The sequence below is a fragment of the Myceligenerans pegani genome, assembly GCF_014892515.1.
In the GTDB taxonomy this organism is placed as follows: domain Bacteria; phylum Actinomycetota; class Actinomycetes; order Actinomycetales; family Cellulomonadaceae; genus Myceligenerans; species Myceligenerans pegani.
The window spans coordinates 46,616-60,572 of record NZ_JADBGR010000064.1 but is presented as its reverse complement, the minus strand read 5'-3'; the positions used below and the strand labels follow the sequence as shown (position 1 = coordinate 60,572).

9 protein-coding genes are annotated in these 13,957 nt (G+C 67.9%); all 9 read right to left on the bottom strand.

The window, feature by feature from the left end; translation table 11 throughout:
* The gene (locus tag IIE03_RS07170) at positions 1 to 3,447 is read right to left on the bottom strand and encodes an ATP-binding protein (RefSeq protein WP_192862058.1); all 3,447 of its coding nucleotides are present in this window, start codon (positions 3,445 to 3,447) and stop codon (positions 1 to 3) included.
* Positions 3,444 to 4,313 carry a DUF4194 domain-containing protein gene (locus IIE03_RS07165; RefSeq protein WP_192862057.1) on the bottom strand — a complete coding sequence of 290 codons (870 nt, stop codon included), beginning with the start codon at positions 4,311 to 4,313 and terminating at the stop codon, positions 3,444 to 3,446. The genes IIE03_RS07170 and IIE03_RS07165 overlap by 4 nt, the downstream gene beginning before the upstream one ends.
* Positions 4,306 to 5,796: a DUF3375 domain-containing protein gene (locus tag IIE03_RS07160; protein ID WP_318842849.1), complete on the bottom strand. Its 1,491-nt coding sequence runs from the start codon at positions 5,794 to 5,796 to the stop codon at positions 4,306 to 4,308. The genes IIE03_RS07165 and IIE03_RS07160 overlap by 8 nt, the downstream gene beginning before the upstream one ends.
* Before the next feature lie 166 nt (positions 5,797 to 5,962).
* Complete coding sequence (locus tag IIE03_RS07155; RefSeq protein WP_192862056.1) at positions 5,963 to 7,468, bottom strand: family 43 glycosylhydrolase; 1,506 nt, start codon at positions 7,466 to 7,468, stop codon at positions 5,963 to 5,965.
* A 223-nt stretch (positions 7,469 to 7,691) separates the two neighbouring features.
* A complete protein-coding gene (locus IIE03_RS07150) occupies positions 7,692 to 8,282 on the bottom strand; it encodes a hypothetical protein (protein ID WP_192862055.1) in 591 nt (196 codons plus the stop codon).
* Between the two features lie 134 nt (positions 8,283 to 8,416).
* Positions 8,417 to 8,668 (bottom strand): hypothetical protein, encoded by a 252-nt coding sequence (locus IIE03_RS07145; protein ID WP_192862054.1) that lies wholly within the window; start codon positions 8,666 to 8,668, stop codon positions 8,417 to 8,419.
* Positions 8,669 to 8,734: 66 nt separating this feature from the next.
* Positions 8,735 to 11,833 carry an NACHT domain-containing protein gene (locus tag IIE03_RS07140; RefSeq protein ID WP_192862053.1) on the bottom strand — a complete coding sequence of 1,033 codons (3,099 nt, stop codon included), beginning with the start codon at positions 11,831 to 11,833 and terminating at the stop codon, positions 8,735 to 8,737.
* Positions 11,834 to 12,436: 603 nt separating this feature from the next.
* A complete protein-coding gene (locus tag IIE03_RS07135; protein ID WP_192862052.1) occupies positions 12,437 to 12,913 on the bottom strand; it encodes a lamin tail domain-containing protein in 477 nt (158 codons plus the stop codon).
* Positions 12,914 to 13,285: 372 nt separating this feature from the next.
* Positions 13,286 to 13,933, bottom strand: a complete 648-nt coding sequence (locus IIE03_RS26665) for a response regulator (protein WP_192862051.1) — start codon at positions 13,931 to 13,933, stop codon at positions 13,286 to 13,288.
* Positions 13,934 to 13,957 lie beyond the last annotated feature (24 nt).

Here is a 13,957-nt window from a genome sequence, read left to right as displayed (position 1 = left end):
TCACGTGGCCGGGGCCGTCTCGTCGAGGCCCGCCACGGGCTTGGTCCGCGAGCGGCCTGTGGCGTCTTTGAGCACGACGTACTTCAGGTCGACGTGGGGTTCGAGCGCGCTGTACTTGTCGTTCGGGGCGCCGATGACGAGCTGGAAGCCGAGCCCGCGCCAGGCGCCGACGGCGCGTCCGGTGAACCGGGCGTCGGCCTTGATGAGCGCCTCGTCGAGGAAGACGGGCGCGTAGCGGGGGCGTTCCGCTCCGGCGTCGCCGAGCTGGTAGCGCAGGGCGGCGCCGACGATGAACGCGACGAGCTCCTGCGACTCGCCGCCGGACTTCTCGCCGATGTGGTCGTAGAGGGCGACGTGGTTGCCCTCGAGGTCGACCTTCTCGGCGCTGAGGCGCACGTGGCGGCGCACGTCGACGAGGTCGGCGAAGTCGGGTGCCGTGCGGCGGATGCGGTCGACGACCTTCGCCATGCGGTGGTAGCGCCGTTCCCGTTCGGCCTCGTCGGCGTCCTGGGCGAGGCGTTCGCGCAGGGCCCGCAGTTCCTTGCGGAAGGCGGCGACGACGGCGGACTGGTTGTCGCGGGCGTCGATGCGCAGGCGGTGGTGGTCGTCGGCGAAGGGGAGGCCGGCGAGGATGTCGTTGACAGGGCCGATGCGCTCCTTGATCTCGCGGACCGCCGCGGACAGGGAGCTGTGCAGGTCGGTGAGGTCGTTGCCGGACAGCCGCAGGAGGCTGTTGCGCCATTCGGCCTCGAGCTCGTGGATGCCGTGGGTCTGCAGCTGGGTGAGGATGCGGTCGTAGTCGGCGTAGGACGCGTCGGGGTCCGTGCCGAGGTTGGGGTCGGGCCAGCGCTGCTTGAACGTCTCGAAGGCCCGCGCCAGGGCGGTCCGGGCGGTGCGGATGGTGTTCTCCGCGGTCTCCCGGTCGGTCCGCAGCCGGCTCCCGGCCTGCCGGAGCGCGCCGTCGAACGCGGCGAGGGCCGCGGACGCGGAGTCGGACGACGCCGGGCCGGTCGACGTCGTGCCGGACGACGCCGGGCTCGGCGCCCCGGCGGAGACGACGGGCGACGCCGAGCCCGCAGCGCCCGTCGGTCCGTCGTCGACCGCTTCGAACAGTCCCGCGAGGTAGTCACGCTGGCCCGGCGTCAGCTCCGTGCCGGCGGCCTCGTCAAGAGCCTGCTGCGCGGCGTCGACCTCCTCGACGACGTCGGACCAGCGGATCCCCAGCGCCTCGACGCGCCCCTTGGCCTGGCCGAGTTCCTGGTTGAGCGTGCCGATCCGCTCGTCGAGCTCGTCGGCCTTCTTCTGGAGGCGGGCGATGTCGGGGTTGCCGGCGGTGACCTCGTCGATGACCTGGGCCCAGCGGGCCTCCTCCGCCTCGAGCGCGGCGACGTCGACCTGCGCCCAGGTCAGTTCGCCGACGACGGCGTGGGCGCCCCGGGCGTCGTCGTACCGGTTGAGGGCGAGCTCGGCCTGCTCGAGCCGCGCCTCCGCGGCCTCGACGTCGCCGGCGGCGCGGCCGATCTGCTCGTCGAGGTGCGCCAGGAGCCGGCCGTTGGTGAAGCCGAGGACGTTGCCGCGCAGGTCGCCGCCGTGCGCGCCGCGATGCCCCTCGGACACCTGCCCCTGCCGGGTCAGCGCCTTCGGGTGCTGCGAGAGCTGCCCGGGCGTGTCGACGCAGACGTACGCGAACCGCCGGTGCAGCTCGCTCTTCAGCCAGCCGGTGAACGGCCCCTCGCGCACGTCCAGCCGCCCGGGCAGGGTGCGGGAGTCGAGGCCGACCGTGTCCTGCTGCCCGGTGGGGACGCCCTGGAAGTTCACGCGGGACGACGTCGGCACGCTGTCGATCGCCTTGCGGAACGCGCCCAGGCGCCCCGCGTCGATCAGCATGACCGTCGCGAACCCGCCGAGGGCCAGGTTGAAGGCGCCGCGCCAGGGCTCGAACTCGGTCCGCACCTCCAGCAGCTCGCCGACGAAAGGCAGCTCGTCGACGCCCATGCCCGCGGCCTGCGCCAGCTCGAGGCGGGCGCGGTGCAGGTGGCCGGGGATGTTGCCGGTGCGCTCGGCCGCCGCCTCACGGTCCCGCTCCAGCCCGGCCAGGCGGTCGCGCGCCTCCTTCCGGGCGGACATCGCGGCGCCGTACGCCTCGCGCGCGGCCCGCTTGGCGTCGTCGTCCTCAAGCGCGGCGCGGGAGCGGGACGCGACGGCCGCGAACTCTGCCTCGGAGGACACGGTGACGTCCAGGATCTCCAGCGCGTCGTCGAGCCGGCGCCGGGCGCGCCGCACGTCGCCGAGCCGCGACCGGACGCCCGTCAGCTCGCGGTTCGCCTGCTCGATCCGGTCACCGCCCGACGCGCGCAGCGTCTCCCGCACGCCGTCCAGCTCGGACCGCGCCGCGGCGATCCGCGCCGTCGTCTCCTCGACGACGCCCTTCGCCTCGCGCCGCTCGCGCTGCAGCTCGCGTTCGACGTCGCGCAGCAGGCCGAGCCGCCGCTCGTGCCGCCACAGCGCGGCGGGCGACGCGCCGTCGTCGAACGACCCGACCTGGTCGATGACGGCGAGCCGCTCCTGCGCGGCGTCGATCGCCGCGCGGTCCTCCCGGATCGGCGCGAGGGCCGCGACCTGCTGCCGGGCGGTGACCATCTGGTCGCGGGTGCCGGTGAGCTTGTCGAAGTGTTCGACGACGTCGTCCGCCTTGGCGAGGGTGTCCGGCTCCTCCAGGACCATCGCCTTGTACAGGGCGTCCACCGTGGTGATCTGCTGCCCAGCCTGGATACGGCCGAGCAGTCCGACGGCCTTGGCGCCGTTGCCCGTCGCGCCGATGCCGAGGGTGGAGTGCAGGCGGGCGGTGAAGTCGCGGTCGGTGTCGAACGGGGTCAGGCCGGTCGCCTTGACCGGGCCGGCGGCGAGCCGCTGTTCCGCCGCCGGGACGAGGTCCCGCAGGCCGAACGCGCCGTCGTACGTCGCGCGCAGCGGCGTGACGTCGTCGAGCGTGCGGGCGGCGGCGGGGACGTACCAGGCGCGCAGGGCGGTGAACTCGGTGCCGGACTGGTCGGCCCAGGTCATCGCGATCGCCGACCAGGTGTCGCGCGTGTCGCCGCGGAGCACGCGCTGGCGGGTGCCGTCGTCGGTGCGGGACTCGTCGAGCTTGCCGCGCGCGTAGGACAGGACGTTGCGCTGGTCCTTGCCGCGCGGCCGGCCGACGACGCCGCCGTTGGACGCGCCGTTGAACGGCGTCGTGTGCGGCATGAGCAGGGCGATGTAGGCGTCCATCAGGGTGGACTTGCCGGAGCCCGAGCCGCCGGAGAGGAGCGTCGCCGTGGGGGCGAGGCGGATGCGGTGGTGGCCGTCGTAGCCTCCCCAGTTGACGAGCTGGAGGTCGCGGGCGACCCACTGCTGGCCGGTCGAGGCCTGCGGGATGAGGCCGAAGAGGGTGTCGATCATGGTCATCGGGCGGCCTCCTCGGGTTCGGGCTGAGCGTCGTGCTCGACGTCGGATCCGACGTTGGCGTCGGCGTCGGCGAGGGCGTGGCCGGCATCGTCGACGACGGCGGTGGCTGCGTCCACGGCGTGACCGGCGTCGGCCGGGGCGCGGTCGACGTCGGCCGCCGGGGCGGTGCCGTTCTGCTCTGCGAGCCACGTACGCAGCTCGACCAGGCGTTCGTTGCTGAGCACGATCTCGACCAGCGGCGTCACGCGGTAGCGGCCCTCCGACTCCAGCTGGATGACGCCCTCCTTGGCGAGCCGGCGCACCGCCCCGCGGATCTCGTTCTGCCGCGTGGCCAAGCTGGAGTCGTCGACGTCGTAGTACGTCAGCACCGTCTGCTCGATCTCCTCGATGTCCACGCGGGCCGACGTCTCCCCCGCGCCCCGCTCCCGCTGGAAAATCGTGCGCAGGTGGACCAGCACCAGGGTCTCGGCGCGGTTGTAGGCGTCGTCCTTGAGGAGGATCGGCACGTCCAGCTCGGCGGAGCGGACCTGGTTCTTGTAGGCGATGCCGCGGTCGTGGTCGACGACGAGCTGCACGAACAGGTCGTGCAGGCGGGACTCGAGGGTCTGCTGGTTCTCCAGGAGGACGCGCCACTGGGCCGGGTTCCGGTCGGCGACCAGGAACCGGCGCTGCAGGAGGCGGACCAGGACGCGGCGGACCTCCGGGTCGGGGATACCGCCGGAGTCGCCGGGGAAGAGCTCGTGCGGGTCCTCCTCCATGGGGACGGTGTCGATGAACCCGGAGTCGGGGACGACGTCGGCGTCCGCCTCGGCCGCGCCCGCGGGCGTTCCGTCGTCGTACCGCGACGCCTCGTCGGTCTCAGTCATCGGTGGCTTCCTTCATGCGTACCGTCACGCCGCCGAAGGCGAACCGGCGGCGGGAGCCGTCCGGGCGGATCGCCTCGACGTACGCGACCTCGTCGGTCTCGGTCATGTCGTGCTGGTCGGCGATCTCCAGCAGGCCGAGCAGGTCGACCGGGCGCCGGTACTCCTCGGGCGCGGAGGAGAAGGCGGCGGCGAGGTCCGCGCCGTCGCCGGCCGCGAGGGCGTGCAGGTGTTCCGTGAGCGGGCCGTAGTGCGGGCCGCCCCACTCGCGGGAGCCGTCGTCGGGGGCGGGTCCGGCGTCGTCGTCCCACTCGGTGAGCGGGGCGGGCGGCTGGGGCGGGCGCAGGTCGTGCGTGGAGCGGCGCAGGTTGCCGATGTCGGGGACGGGCAGGCGGCGCAGCGGCGTCACGTCCTGCCCGGGCCGCGTGTCGGGAACCCACATCTGGAGGGCGGTCATGACCTCGCGGAGGAGCTCGTCGACCTGGCGGTCGCGCAGCGGGTCGTGGTTGCGCACCTGCGTGGTGATCACGGTGGACGCCTGCCGCTGCGTCCGGTTCACCTCGTCGACGCCCTGCGCGATGCGGCGCCCGATGTCGCGCAGCTCGGCCCGCTGCGTGGCGGGCAGGCGCTCGGTGAACCGGTGCCGCAGCACGACGTCGAGATGCTCGGACAGTTCGTCCATCCGCTCCGGATCGCCCAGCAGCCGCAGCGCCCCCGCGAAGGCGCGGCCCTCCGGCGTCGACTCGCTCACGTGCTCGGCCCGCTCCAGGTACTCGCGCAGCACCTCCTGCGACGGGCGCTCGTCCTGCCGCAGGCCCGTGATGACGCTGCGCTGCATCGCCTTGATCGACTCGGCGACCCGCGCGAAGTCCGCCGGCAGCTCGCGCACCAGGTGCAGGACGTTCTCCGCCTCCTCCAGCAGGACCTCGTCGGGGACGTCCTCGATCAGGCCCGTGCGCTGGATCTGGTCGAGCTCCGCCTGCAGCCGCCGGATCTGGGAGTCGAGGCGCGCCATGCGGGCCAGCACGTCCGGGTCGGCGTCCTGGGCGAGGCGTTCGACGGCGTCCAGCAGCGTGCGGACGCGCGACTCCGAGACCCGGGCGCGCGTGCCGCCTGCCCGGCCGGCCACCTCCAGCGCGCCGACGGCGTGGGCCGAGAGCTGGTAGACCTCGACGTCGTCGTCCGCGATGCGGCGGATCAGCCAGCCGACGTCGGCCCACTGCCGGCACAGGTCGCGCGCGCTGCCCTCCGGGATGGCGCGGGCGCCGTCGTCCCGGAACTCGTAGCCCTGGGCGCGGAGCTGGTCGAGGGCGTCGCCGATCTCGGTGTGGGCGTCGGCGACCGGGACGGTGGGGCGCTCCGGGGTGAAGACGAGAGAGAGGAGGGAGACGACGAGGGGCGCGTACTTGCGGTGGAGCAGGTCCAGCATGGGCTCCTGGAAGGCGCGGAGGGCGCCCTCGTACGCACCTTGGGCGCGGGTGATCACGCGCGGGGCTCCTCGGTCGCGGCGGCGCGGTTCCGGGCACGGCGGTGGAGGTGGAGGGCGGGTGGGATCACCCGGAGAGTCTACGAGGCGGAGGGTGGGTGCGCCGGGGACCGGCGCCGCATCGCGCGGGCAGGCTGACCTGCCCGCGCGATCCGTGCGGTGGGGGTTAGTCGACGATCCGGAACGTGGCGTCCTGACGGCCCAGGTCGGTGCTGATGGGGTCGATGCGGAGGTTGTAGTCGTAGTGGCGGAGGTACCGGTCGGGGAAGTTGTACGACCGGAACGAGGACCACGAGGCGTCGGCGAGCCCTGCGACCCGCCGGAAGGTGGCGTCCTGAGCGAAGGTCGCCGACCCGTCGTTCGGTTCGAGCCGCAGCACGTAGTCGTAGTGCCGCAGGTAGTGGCCCGGATAGTTCTCCGACTCGAAGGAGACGTACTCCGAGCCGTCGTCGGCCAGGCCCTGCACGACGCGGAACTGGCCGTCGAGCGCCGGGCTCACGTTCGGGTCGATCCGCACTCCGAAATCAGCGTGCCGCACGTAGCGGTCCGGGAAGTTGTAGGACTGCAGCCGCCGCACCGGCACCGCGCCGGGGTTGCCGTTCTCCCCGGACGGGCCGGCCAGGACGGTCGACGTCGAGACCGGGACGCCCAGGTTCGGCGTGCCGTCCGGGTTCCAGGAGATCCGCTGCGCCCGGCTGGTGCGCGTCGTACCGCACCCCTGGGAGGACGAGGAGTTGGCGTGGTAGACGATCCAGTCCTCGGTCCTGTCCGGGGACGTGAAGAATGAGTGGTGGGCCGGCCCGTACACGCCGTTGGCATCGCTGCGCTGGAACAGCGGGGTGGACTTCTTCGTCCACGAGCTCCGGCTCAGCGGGTTGGGCCCGGTCAGCTCCAGCATGCCGATCTTGTAGTCCGGCGTGCCGCAGTAGCTGGCCGAGTAGGTCAGGAACGTGCGCCCGTCGCGCTGCAGCACGTAGGGGCCCTCATTGACGGGATTGCCCTGCGTCTCCCACGAGTACTCGGGCTCCGAGATCAGCGTCCCGGGCGACGCCGCGGTCCACGGGTTGGTCAGCCGCGTGATGTAGAGGCTCTGCTTCTCCCCGCTCTCGAAGCTGCCGTTGTTCGGGAAGGCGGAATACACGAAGTAGTTGACGCCGCCGACCGTCATGACGCTGCCGTCGATGGCCCAGCCGTCGTCGGGCATGAGTTCGAGCTTGCCCTTGTAGGTGTAGGGGCCCATCGGGTCGGACCCCGCGCTCTCCAGCACGTGCTGGCGCTGACCGCCGCAGCAGGAGCTCGGCCCGGCGGAGTAGTACAGGTACCAGCGCCCGTTCAGCTGGTGCAGGCTCGGGGCCCACATGTTCGACGTCGCGTTCGGCTGCGACATCTGGAACACCCGCGTCTCGGCCGCGCTGCTCAGGCCCGCGAGCGTGGGGGCGCGGCGGATGTAGATGTTCCCGGTCCACGTGGTGGCGGCGTAGTAGTAGTTGCCCTCGTGGTAGCCCAGCCACGGGTCGGCGCTGTTGGGCGGACCGACGATCGGGTTCCGGAAGTCCGAGCCCGGAGCAGCCGTGGCGGCCGGGCCGGGCATCGTGAGAGGAAGCAGGACCATCGCTGCGAGGGCGGCGATCAGCAGGGAGATCGTTCTCCGCTGCCGGTGTTGGTGGGTCATGTGTGCGCTCTCCTTGGTGGGTGGCCTGGATCGGAGGGCAGGCCGCGCGCACGACGGAGGGGTGGGCGCGACGCTGCACCCGCTCACACGAGGGGCCTCGACGGCGAGGGCCGATGTGAGCGCTAACATGCGAAGTATGTACCGGACTGTGAGCGGGGTCAAGGAATGGCGGTGCGGTGCACCGGGCACGCCGGTCCGCGTCCTCGTCTGGGAACAGCGGCTGTTATCTGAGCTCGGCGCAGACCTCGTCGAGCGCGGCCTCCAGGCGATCCCCGTCGAACCTGCTGCCGCTCATCCAGATCGGGTGGTAGAGCTCGATCTCCGTCTCCTGCGCCACGCCCAGCGACGACACCATCACCGGCGCGGTCGAGATGCCCACGAAGGAACCCGGCTCCATCGGCGCATCCGGGAACGGATCCGCGATCCACATCGTCACCTCACGACCCGGCGGGATCACCACCCGATCGGAGGTCTCCCCGTCGTCCGGAGCGCCGTCCCGCGGGTCCGGAAACATCAGGTCGTCCCGCTGGTGCTCTGCCAGTCTCCCGAAGCGGAACTTCTCGGGTTCCCTGCTGGCCACCTCGACCGGCCATCGACCGCGGTTGCGCACCATCTGCACGGCCAGGATGTCCTCGTCGCGGTCGTACACGACGCTGTCCTCGGCGCTCGGACCACAGCCGCTCAGATCCACCCCGTGACCGAAGTGCGCGCCAGAGCCCGACGTGACGGCCTGCCGGGTCTCCACCAGCCACGTGGCCACCAGGGCGACCACCACGGCCGTCGCGAGCACGACCAGGATGCTCCGGTAGCTCACGCGGAGTTCGACGTACCTGCCCCCCTAGTCCCATGAACGCGAGGGTATGCGGATGCCACCTGCGCGGGAAGGAAAGTCGACGAATGGGCCGGTGGTCACCCAGCCGGTACAAGCCACTCGTCAGCACCGAGCCCTCAGTCGGTCGTTGACGTCCACGGTTCCACCCGTGCCGTCGCGCCGTGGAGCAGGTCGATGCCGTCCACGATCCAGTCGACGTCGGTGACCGGTAGACGTTCGGGCTCGTCGTCGCCAGGGAGCCTGAGAAGCACGGCGGTGGTGAGGACGACGCCGCCCGCAGTGGCCCCCGCGTCCCACTGGATCACGGAATCGGCCGAATCCCCCGGCTCGAGGACCACGGGCTCGTCTGCCTCGCCGACCGGCTCCACCAGGATGTCCTAGCCAAACTCGACCGAACTGGCAGCACCCGCGCCATAGATCCAACCCTCCTGCACTCACATCGGCAGGCCAAGCATGGACAAGGTCCGAGATCTCACCCGCTCGTCCGAGATCCACTCTTCGGCCGCCAGTAGCGCCTCATTTACCTCGCCGGGATACTTCAAGACACCTACAATGTCGCGGAGGTATCGCAGCGGTGAAGCATCGGCCGATCTTATTGCCTCAAGAGGCTTTCCATCGTCGATCAACATCAGCAGCGAGACGAGCACCACCAGGCCACCCTTCGCTTTCTCACTGAGTACCTGAAGATCAGTACGAGAAAGGTTATATGGATCCCATTCATCCAGTGCCTCGACAATATCTCCGACCTCAATTAGCAACTTTCCTGACCGAATCACACCGCTCAGCTCATCGAATACCGTTTCAAGCACCGGCAAGCAACTTGCATCTCGCCGAGCTAGCCTGAGGCACACATCATCGTACAGGAAATGCAATGCCGTGCCTGAACGGCGGCCATTCGGAAGGACTGAATACGGCCATCTTCCAACGAGAAGCGCGCGCGCTCCCCGGCGCCCCACAAACTCCTCGACTGACACAATTCTGGACCGAATCAGGTATAGATCGAGCCAGAAATCCATACCGAACAGGTCACCGACTGCTGCATCTGGACTTGTCGCCGCCCGCCATACATCGTCCGACCAATCAAAGAACCGCTCACGCAAGTATTCAGGCAAATTCCACCACCCTTCTAGGCATGGAAATACCCGGAGCTCAGAGGCCATACGGAGCCACTGCAGCCTCCGCAATCTACTTGACTCGGTTGCGACTTTGTTCTCGATGCAAGATTGGATGGCGTCGGATATGGACGGCCACGACTCCCCCGCTGTACGAGTCAGTGACAGGAGCGGAGACATAGCGGACGAGAATGTGAGCTCAAGGTCCGGCCCATCGGCAGTAAACTCGGCCGAGGCGCGTAGCTCTTCGACAGAAGATCTGGTAATTTTCGGCGCAGGGTCAACGACGACGGCGGCACTACCCCGATCATCTGCATCACTCCGCAGTGCCAATACGTCGAAGTTGAGATCATACTCGTGGGGAAGACCGTCCTTGAGTACGACGAGCGAGCTCAACACCTCGATAACTGAATACGCTAGGCGCTTCTTAGTCTCGGGCTGGATCTTGAGCAGCGGCAGTGCATCCGAAATAAATGCCACCAAGTTCCATCGTTCCTGCGCATCGAGGTTCGAAAGCTCGCCAATCAAGAGTTCGCCCAGTCGATCGCCTGATCCCCTTCGGTGCCGCGAATGAAGTTGAACGGCGAGTAGGCAGTACACGGTACCGGCACGGGCAATGACGAGCCCACGGATATCACCCCACAGGCCGTCGGCGGTCACACTATTGAACGCCATCCGCTGCGCTGCAAAGTACTCCATGAACGTGCGATGAGAGAACTTATAGTACTCCCTCCCGTCGCGCACGCCAGCTAGCACCAGGAGCCACTTCCTACCCTTCCAAAGGTCAATTACACTCTCAGCGAACCGTATTGCGCGGCCAAAGTTGTCATCTTGCTCAGATCGATAGAAATCGACCAGCTCCCCTTCAAGCCAATCACGAGAAACCTCCTCCTGCCCGTCCAGAAAGACCCTTAGCGCAATCGCCGATATGGCATCCTCGGCCGTGCTCGCCTCCGCGAAGTCAATCCGTATTCCACGGCGTGAATCCCACTGCGTGAACAACAGGCGGGCACAGTCACTATATAGCTCTGCGAGGTTTTTAGGTATTGTGCGGCCTGCCTCGTATAGGAGGCAGAGAAGGCCCAGCATAAGCGGATTTGTGCGAAGGTCCCGCACTGCTGAGCTATCGTGGAGAAATTCCTGTGCTAGCTGTTCACTATCATCCCCAGCGCCTGAGCCTTGAAGGAAGAATCTGTGTACAAACTTCTGGATTCGCGAATCGTCCATTTCTCGTATGCGAATTCTCTGGTACACAGAGGGCAGCGGTGCTTCGTCATACCCAATGGTTCTGGATGTGACCACCGTCGTGGACGCTTCATAGGTGTGGGCAAAGATCTCGATCGCGTCCCGGATATCCGACCGGTCAGCGAGCTCTAGAACCTCATCCAGGCCGTCGAAGAAGACCACGACCTGCCCGGTAGCGCAGAGATATCTTAATACGTCCTTGGTAAAATCCGCGAGACCTAGTGTAGTCAGGTGATTGGCGAGGAATCCAAGTATGCTTGAGTCCGCCAACTCGCCACGCCGGCGGGAGAAAGCGGCGAGGGGAATCAGGAACGGAACTCGGCCACTGTCCCCTGAGGCCCTCTTGGTGGCCATTCTATTGATCGTTGCACGGAGTAGCGTCGATTTTCCGCCGCCTGGATTGCCGAGGATTACGGAGCGACTTCTCGATAGGATCAGAGACTGAGGATCAGCTGACCGCGCCGACGCCGCGCTTCGCTGATCCTCAACAGAAAGGGCTGGTTCCACATATATTGACGAAATAGGCACGCGGCGCTCCGAGTCCAAGCTCGGGATCGAGATGATTGATGTGTACTCAGCGAGCCTAGTCGAATAGCTTGCGATGTCTGCAGCTAGAACGACCGGGGACCGATTGGCCAGATCCCATAGTTCATTTGTCGAAATCTGCATTTCGCGGAAGATGCCCGACTGGTATTCAGAAGGAGCCGTATCAAACATTCGGCTAGCAAGGGCGGGGTTGGCCTGCTTGACCTTTCGATAGAACTTAACTGCCTGCCCCCGGAGTATCGCGGTCAGTTCTGCTGCATACTGTCTCGGGAGTTCGCTAGTGTCTGGATTTAAGGCCATGAGAGCTCTTGCCTGTTCAATTATGGCATCGGTCGCCTTGGAACGGCCGTCGTAAACTTCATCGATTGCCACATAGCGAGCCAGCAGCTTACCCTCGGCCGATGCCAAGAACTTCAACAGCGCGTCAGCAACTCTTGCGTCCGGCTCCCTCGCAAGCACCTGGATTGCTGTGCCTTGACTTGCTACCTGACCGGTGATTTCTTTCCATGATGGAGCGCGCTCCGACCTGTGCTCCTGTCTCTTGCTTTGCGCCCTTCGCGTGAAGCTCCCTGCGAGCTGAAGCACTGCGCGCGCTGCTGCCGACGTCACGGCAGCGGTCACGGATGTCATGCACGTTCTCCAGCCATGCGATCCGATAGGTACGGTGGCGCCGGTCTACGGCCGTCGATCGCAGGCACCGAGGAGGTCGCCTGGCCGCCACCCGCCGCGTCGGTAGAGAAGCGTCGTTTCTTCATACCAGTGAACTGTACGACAGAGCTCGCATCGATCGTGGGGCCGGCCCCAAGCAGGTCACGGCCATAGTCGAGCTGAGGTAGCACCTTGCGCACGTGACGGTTGAGTGCCTGTGGCAGATTCGGGGGCGGCCAACACCCCGATCGCGAGAATGGTCACGTACACGGGTCTCAGTGTGTGTCGGTGCCCATTCCCTTGCGTAGTCCGCCGAAGCGACGTCGGCTCGCGGCATATGTCCCCGGCATCCACCCCGAACCCCATAAGCTCGTAGCGTGGGTCCGTCCGGCAGACGGCAGGCCCGCGATGATAGCCACTAGATCGACCAGGCCTGGCCGCGTGCCTGCTCGACACAGTCGACATCCCGCTGGTGACCTTCGCCCGCAACCCGAACTCACAGGAGACGCCGACCCCGTCGTCGCCCGCACGACGACGGCCGGAGCCCGGGTGGCGGCCTCCGCCCGAGGCGGCCGCCTGTACTGCCTAGCAGGTCACGCTCACCCCGCCACCGCTCCACCTGCACCGGTCGATCAAGATCCCACCAGACGACTTGAGCCGCGCCGTGTCGCCGGTGTTGTTCCAGACGGCGGTGTTCCAGCGGGCGTACAGGTGCCCGCTGCCGTTGGTCCCGGAACCGGAGTGCACGATCACCGTCCTGCCGGAGCCCAGCGTGTAGGACGGCAGCCTGTACCTGTGCCCGGCAGGGTCGGACAGCACCACTCCCCGCAGATTCTTGCTCCTGGCCGACACGTTCTTGATGTAGACCTTCTCCCGGTTCGGGGTGTACCGCTCGTCCCCGCTGGGGTTGTAGACCACCTTCGTGATCTTGATGCCGCCCGTGATGGACGACGGCGCGATCTGCGAGTCGGCGGCCGACGCCGTCGGCGCGACGAACAGCACGGCCAGCAGGCCGCCCACCAGCGCCAGCGCGGACAGGCGCCGGGAGTTCGTGAGAGTCATGGTGCGATTCCTTCGAGACTGGAAGCGAATGAGGAAGATCGACGCACGCCACGCGCGCCGTGCGGTAGTGACGTGCGGTGGTTCCACGGCCTCACCGAGGTCTTCGGGCACGGCCGTACGACCGAGCGTTCCTCGCACACGGGTGGCCGCACCAGGGACGAAAGACCCGAGACCTCGGGCCGGAATCCCCCGGACGCTCGAGACCGAGGCAGGCTCAGGAGACCGCGCGACACCCCTCTTACCAGGCACGACGCGGACCTCGCCGGAAGCGTACTGCGCGCCACCGCGGCCGACGACGCCCCCGGCGAAAGATCACCCACTCCGACCGCGAAGTGCGCCGCCCACGCCCTCGTGGCAATACGGGCCCAGGTCTCAACCGCCAGATGTACTCCGGCCGATCCCGGCCCTGTCCGCCACCACCGCGAGCTGTGTCCGGTCACTCAGCCCGAGCTTCCGCAGCGCGCTCGTGATGTGCCGCTTCACGGTGTTCTCCGAGATGTACAGGCGGCGCCCGATCTCCTGGTTCGTGCCAGACCTGATCAGCTCCGCCGCCACTTCGCGCTCCTTCTCCGTCAGCAGTGCGAGCTGTTCCCGGGCCCGGGCCGTGTACTGGTCGCTCTGACTCGCCGTCGCGCGACGGAGCAGCACCGCGGCCGCTGCCCCGCCGAACGCGCCGCCATGCTCGACGACATCGCGGATCGGGCCGACGATCCCGTCTGGTCCGGCATCCTTGTAGAGAAACCCGGCTGCGCCGGCGTCGATGGCGGCGTTGACCTCTTCGTCAGAACCGAACGATGTCAGCGCGACGAAGTGCGGGGCATTTGGAGCGGTCGTGTTCTGTCGGATGGCCTCGATGCCAGACACGCGACGCATACGTAGATCGATGAGAACGACATCGGGCCGGTGCCGGGCTATGGCATCCGACACCTGATCGCCGTCGTCGGCCTCACCGACCACGTCGAGGCCCTTGCTGGTCAGGACGCTGCTGATCGCCGAACGCGCGAGGGCGTCGTCGTCCACGATGAGCACTCTGGTCACAGGTCA